Raw genomic sequence first — 4,486 nt, forward strand, 5'->3', positions numbered from 1 at the left:
CGCTCCGTGCCGGGCGGCGCCGGAGCCACGACGGTGCGGGCCCGACTCACAGGAGACGCCCCGATGCCACCCCGGATGAACAACCCCTCGCTGGTCGTGCCCGACGCCCTGCAGCCGCTGCTCGACCTGACCAAGGTCATCGGCAAGGTCGGCGTCCCGCAGCAGACGCTCGACCTCATCCGGCTGCGGGTGAGCCAGATCAACGGCCGCATCTACACGATCCCCGAGGACCTGGGGCAGGCCGCCGAGGCGGACCAGCGCCTGCCCCAGGTGGCCGAGTGGCGCGAGGCGACCTGCTTCAGCCCCGCCGAGCGCGCCGCCCTGGCACTGGCCGAGGACGCCACCGAACTCACCGGCCGGGAGGACGCGGTGCCCGACGAGGTCTGGCAGGAGGCGGCCGGGCTCTACACCGAGGAGGAACTCGCCTCGCTGGTCATCCACATCGGCCTGGTCAACCTCTGGAACCGCATCAACGTCGCCACCCGGCAGGTGCCCGCGGCCTGGCGCTGAGCCGCTTCGGACCCGCCGGTCCCGGCCCGTGCGGCCAGGAGCGCCTGTCACATCTTCGCGCCGCCGGGCGTCATAGCAGTGACGCCCGGGACCACCACCCAGCCGCAGGGAAGGAACCGCACCGTGTTGCAGCTCATCAACGCCGGTCTAGGCAGGACCGGGACCACGTCACTGCAGGTGGCGCTGGAACAGCTCGGTTACGGCCCCTGCTACCACATGTTCGACATCGTCGGCGACGAGAAGCGCCTGGAGCAGTGGGAACGCATCATCTGCGAGGGCCAACAGCCCGACTGGGACGCGGTGTTCGAGGGCTACACCTCCGCGGTGGACGGCCCGCCCTCCTTCTACTACGACCAGATCATCAAGGCGTTCCCCGACGCCAAGGTCGTCCTCACGGTCCGCGACGCCGACGGCTGGTACGAGAGCACGTACAACACGCTGTACCAGTTCGTCCTGAAGAACAAGGAGACCCCTCCCGAGCAGGGGAGCCGGCAGGCCCGGGTCTACCGCATGACCAACGTCATGACCTGGGAGGGCCTGTTCGAGGGGCGGTTCTCCGACAAGGACCACGCCATCGAGGTCTACCGCCGCCGCAACCAGGAGATCATCGACGCGGTTCCCGCCGACAACCTCCTGGTCTACGACGTGCAGCAGGGCTGGGAACCGCTCTGCGCGTTCCTGGGGGCCGACGCGCCGACCACGGACTTCCCGCACGCCAACACCACCGCGAACATGCGTGAGCGGATGCAGCAGATGGCCGCCGGCGGCCCGCCCGCACCCGGTGGCGCACCCGGCGCGGCGCGGTAACACCGCCTGCACCTGATTTCCTCTTTTCCCCCGCGGGGCAGCCGAATTCATGGCTGCCCCGCGGGGGATTTTTGCGTTTACGGAACCGGCCCGCAGGACCGGACCGATACCGCAATTCAAGGCCCGCTCCACCGGCGGTCATTGTTCAACCGTAGTTGTTTTCACGCCACTTCCCCCAGCCGATAGTCTCGCGCCGCCCCCTGGACCTGCCCGTGAAAATCGGCTTCGCCGGCCTGCCCGCATATCGGCCCGGCGGCGGACCTGCCTCAAGAAGGGGAATACGTGAGGAAGTTTCTGGCAATTACGGCGGCGGCCGCCACCGCCCTGGCGGGAACGGTCGCCGCGGCACCGGCGAAGGCCTCGGCCGACCGGCCGGCGGCCGGCATCTCCTGGTCGCCCTGCCCGGACAACGACCCCGTCGTCGGAGGTCTGCTGAAAGGGCTGGAGTGCGGCTCGCTCGACGTCCCGCTCGACCACAGCCGGCCCCAGGGCCGGACCATCACCCTGGCGCTCACCCGCGCCAGGCACACCGCACCCGACGAGCAGTACCAGGGCATCGTGCTGCTCAACCGCGGCCAGTGGCCCGGCCAGTTCGGACGCGACCTGCCCACCCGGTTCGCCAAGGGCACCTCCGGGCTGTCCCCGGCCGTCGGCGCCACCTACGACTGGATCGGCTTCGACCCGCGCGGCACCGGCGCCAGCGAACCGCGGATCACCTGCGAGCCGACCTACGTCTGGCCCGGCAAGGCCCGCGCCGACCTGGTGCCCAGGACCGCCGCCGACGAACGGGCCTGGCGCGAGCGGGCCCGCGCCTTCGCCGACAGCTGCGGCCGCACCCACGGCGACACCCTCGACTTCCTGAGCACCAAGGACGCCGCCCGCGACCTGGACCGCATCCGCCAGGCGCTCGGCCAGGAACAGCTCACCTACTTCGGCTGGGACTACGGCACCTACCTCGGCTCGGTCTACGCCTCGATGTACCCGCACCGGGTGCGCCGGATGGTGCTGGACACCGTGGTGCACCCCGCCGACGGCTGGTACGAGGACGTCCTCGAGCAGAACGGCACCTTCGAGAAGAGCGCCGAGAACTACTTCGCCTGGATCGCCCGCAACGATGCGACCTACCACCTGGGCACCACCCGGGCCGCGGTCGAGGCCAAGTACTACGCAGGCATGGAGATGCTCCGCAAGGCACCGGTCGACGGCCGCATCGGACCGGCCGAATACACCGAGGTGTTCCTGGTCAACCTCTACCGCCGCTCCTCCTGGGTGGGCCACAGCAAGGCGCTGGCCGACTGGGTGCTGCGCAAGGACCCCGCGGGCCTGAAGGCCAACTTCAACGACCCGGGCTACCCGACGCAGAACAAGCAGGCCATGTACAACGCGGTCCAGTGCACCGACTCGCCCTGGCCGCGCGGCTGGCAGCGCTGGCACAACGACTACACACGCCAGTACCGCGCCGGCACCACCTTCCTGACCTGGTACAACGCCTGGTATAACGCGCCGTGCGCGTTCTGGCCCGCCCCCGCGGGCACACCGCAAAAGGTCGGCGCCAAGAACGTGAACGTCCTGGTCGTGCAGGGCGAGCACGTCGCCGGCTCCCCGCTGGCGGGCGCCTACGACCTGCACCGGCGCTTCCCCGACTCCCGGCTGCTGGTCGAGCGCAACGGCTACGAGCACGAGACGTCGCTGTCCCGCAACGCCAACACCTGCATCAACAGCCACGTCGGCGACTACCTCAGGGACGGCACCCGCCCGGCCGCCGGCCAGGGCGCCGACGCCACCTGCGAGGCCAACCCGGCCCCGGTGCCCACCCCGTAGAACACCGCACCGAAATTCCGCCGCCCGCCCGCCGCGTTCCATCGCGTTCAACCCCGGAAATCAGCGGTTGAACGCCCGGGCGAACGGCCCGACTTATGAATTCATGGCCGTCATTGCAGCCGAACATGGCGATGTGTACTTTGACATCGACGATTCCTCAGCCGCCCCGCGTGGAAGGTCAACAATGGAAACTGGCGTAATAATTGTCGGTGCCGGGCCGGTCGGATTGATGCTGGCCGGCGAACTCCACCTGGGCGGTGTGAAAGTCACCGTCTTCGACAAGACCACCGCGCCCTCCGGGGAATCCCGCGCACTCGGATTCAACCGGCGGGCCGCCGAATCACTGGATCAGCGCGGACTGCTGCCCCGGCTCGGCGCATTCCGCTGGGGCCCGATGGGACACTTCGGCGGCGTCCGGTTCGATCTTGGCATGCTGGACGAGGACCACAGCGGCGTCCTGGGCCTCTCCCAGGCCCGCACCGAGGACATGCTGGGCAGCTGGCTGGCCGGACTCGGGGTGCCGGTGCGCCGCGGCCACGAGGTCACCGGTGTGCGCGAGGAGCCCGACGGCGTCGTCGTGAGCTTCGCCGGGCCCGAGGGCCCCGGCCAGGAACGCGCCCGCTACGTGGTCGGCTGCGACGGCCCGCAGAGCATCGTGCGCACCGCGGCCGGCATCCCGGCCAAGGAGTGGCCGGCCACCCGCGGCATGTACACCGCGGAGATCACCGGGGTGCAGCTGCGCCCGCGGCCCATCGGGGAACGCCTGCCCGGCGGCCACATGGTGGTGTGCACCCCGCTGGGCGAGGGCCGCTACCGCATCGTCGTCCACGACAAGACCCTGCCCCCGCAGCAGAACCCCGACGCACTGACGTTCCCTCAGATCGCCGACGCCTGGCAGCGCCTGACCGGCGAGTCCATCCACCACGCCGAGGCGCAGTGGATGTGGGCCTGCGGCAACGCGGCCGGCCTGGCCGAGGAGTACCGGCGCGGCCGGGTGCTCCTGGCGGGCGACGCCGCGCATGCGATGCCGCCGCTGGCCGCCTGGGGGCTCAGCGCCGGCCTGCAGGACGCGGCCAACCTCGGCTGGAAGCTCGCCGCGGTCCTGGCCGGCTGGGCGCCCGCGCACCTGCTCGACACCTACCACGGCGAACGCCACCCGATCGGCGAGCAGTTGATCCGCAACGCCCAGGCGGCGTCCCTGCTCTACCTCGGCGACGCCGACATGGACCCGCTGCGCGGGGTGCTGGGCGAGCTGATGGAGCACAAGGAGGCGGCCGGGCACCTGGCCGGCATCGTGAGCGGGCTGGGCATCGGCTACGACCTGGGGCCGGGGGAGCACCCCCTGCTG

General features: G+C 70.7%; 4 protein-coding genes. All 4 read left to right on the top strand.

The window, feature by feature from the left end; all coding sequences use genetic code 11:
* Positions 1-510 (top strand): carboxymuconolactone decarboxylase family protein (locus AOK03_RS36970; protein ID WP_341845845.1); only part of this gene is annotated, 510 nt, incomplete at its 5' end.
* Positions 511-633: 123 nt separating this feature from the next.
* Positions 634-1,317, top strand: a complete 684-nt coding sequence (locus AOK03_RS36975; RefSeq protein WP_055569756.1) for a sulfotransferase family protein — start codon at positions 634-636, stop codon at positions 1,315-1,317.
* Positions 1,318-1,599: 282 nt separating this feature from the next.
* Entirely contained in the window at positions 1,600-3,138 is a 1,539-nt protein-coding gene (locus AOK03_RS36980; RefSeq protein WP_063792661.1) for an alpha/beta hydrolase, read from the top strand.
* Between the two features lie 184 nt (positions 3,139-3,322).
* The coding region (locus AOK03_RS36985) for an FAD-dependent monooxygenase (RefSeq protein ID WP_055569758.1) at positions 3,323-4,486 on the top strand (1,164 nt) is incomplete at its 3' end.

This window comes from Streptomyces atriruber, from assembly GCF_001418325.1.
Lineage (GTDB): Bacteria > Actinomycetota > Actinomycetes > Streptomycetales > Streptomycetaceae > Streptomyces > Streptomyces atriruber.